Below are 445 nucleotides of genomic sequence, written 5' to 3'. Positions count from 1 at the left end.
ATTTGTATTCTTCACTTATATTTCTGTAGGGATATATTCTTTATTAAACTTTATTAGGTTATTTAAGAAAGAAGCAAATCATAAAAAAACAGCTCATTAAGAGCTGTTTTTTCTAATTTTATTAAGCATTTTTTTTGAGTACATTGTTTGTAAAATGATAAATAATCCACTTATAATCCAATATAATGGTAATGCTGCAGGAGTATTCAAGCATAGGGTAAACATAATAATAGGTGTTACAAAACCTATATAGGATAAATACTTAGGTACATCCTGTTGCATTTGATCTTTATTGACAAATGCTAAAGTCATGTAGATAATACCCGTAAATAAAGATAAGAGAAAATCAGATTTCCCTAACTCTAACCATAGAAATTGATGGTTTGCTATCTCAGGTGTAGATTGTATAGCATAATAAACACCAATTAATATAGGGAGTTGTATT

General features: G+C 27.4%; 1 protein-coding gene. It reads right to left on the bottom strand.

The window, feature by feature from the left end:
• Positions 1–96: 96 nt before the first annotated feature.
• Positions 97–445: YidC/Oxa1 family membrane protein insertase (locus RT27_RS31980; RefSeq protein ID WP_043939424.1), on the bottom strand; the 349-nt coding region annotated here is incomplete at its 5' end.

This window comes from Bacillus sp. L_1B0_5, assembly GCF_000836715.1.
Lineage (GTDB): Bacteria > Bacillota > Bacilli > Bacillales > Bacillaceae_G > Bacillus_A > Bacillus_A thuringiensis_S.
The sequence above is the reverse complement of the archived record's forward strand: the minus strand, read 5'-3'. Positions and strand labels throughout refer to the sequence as shown.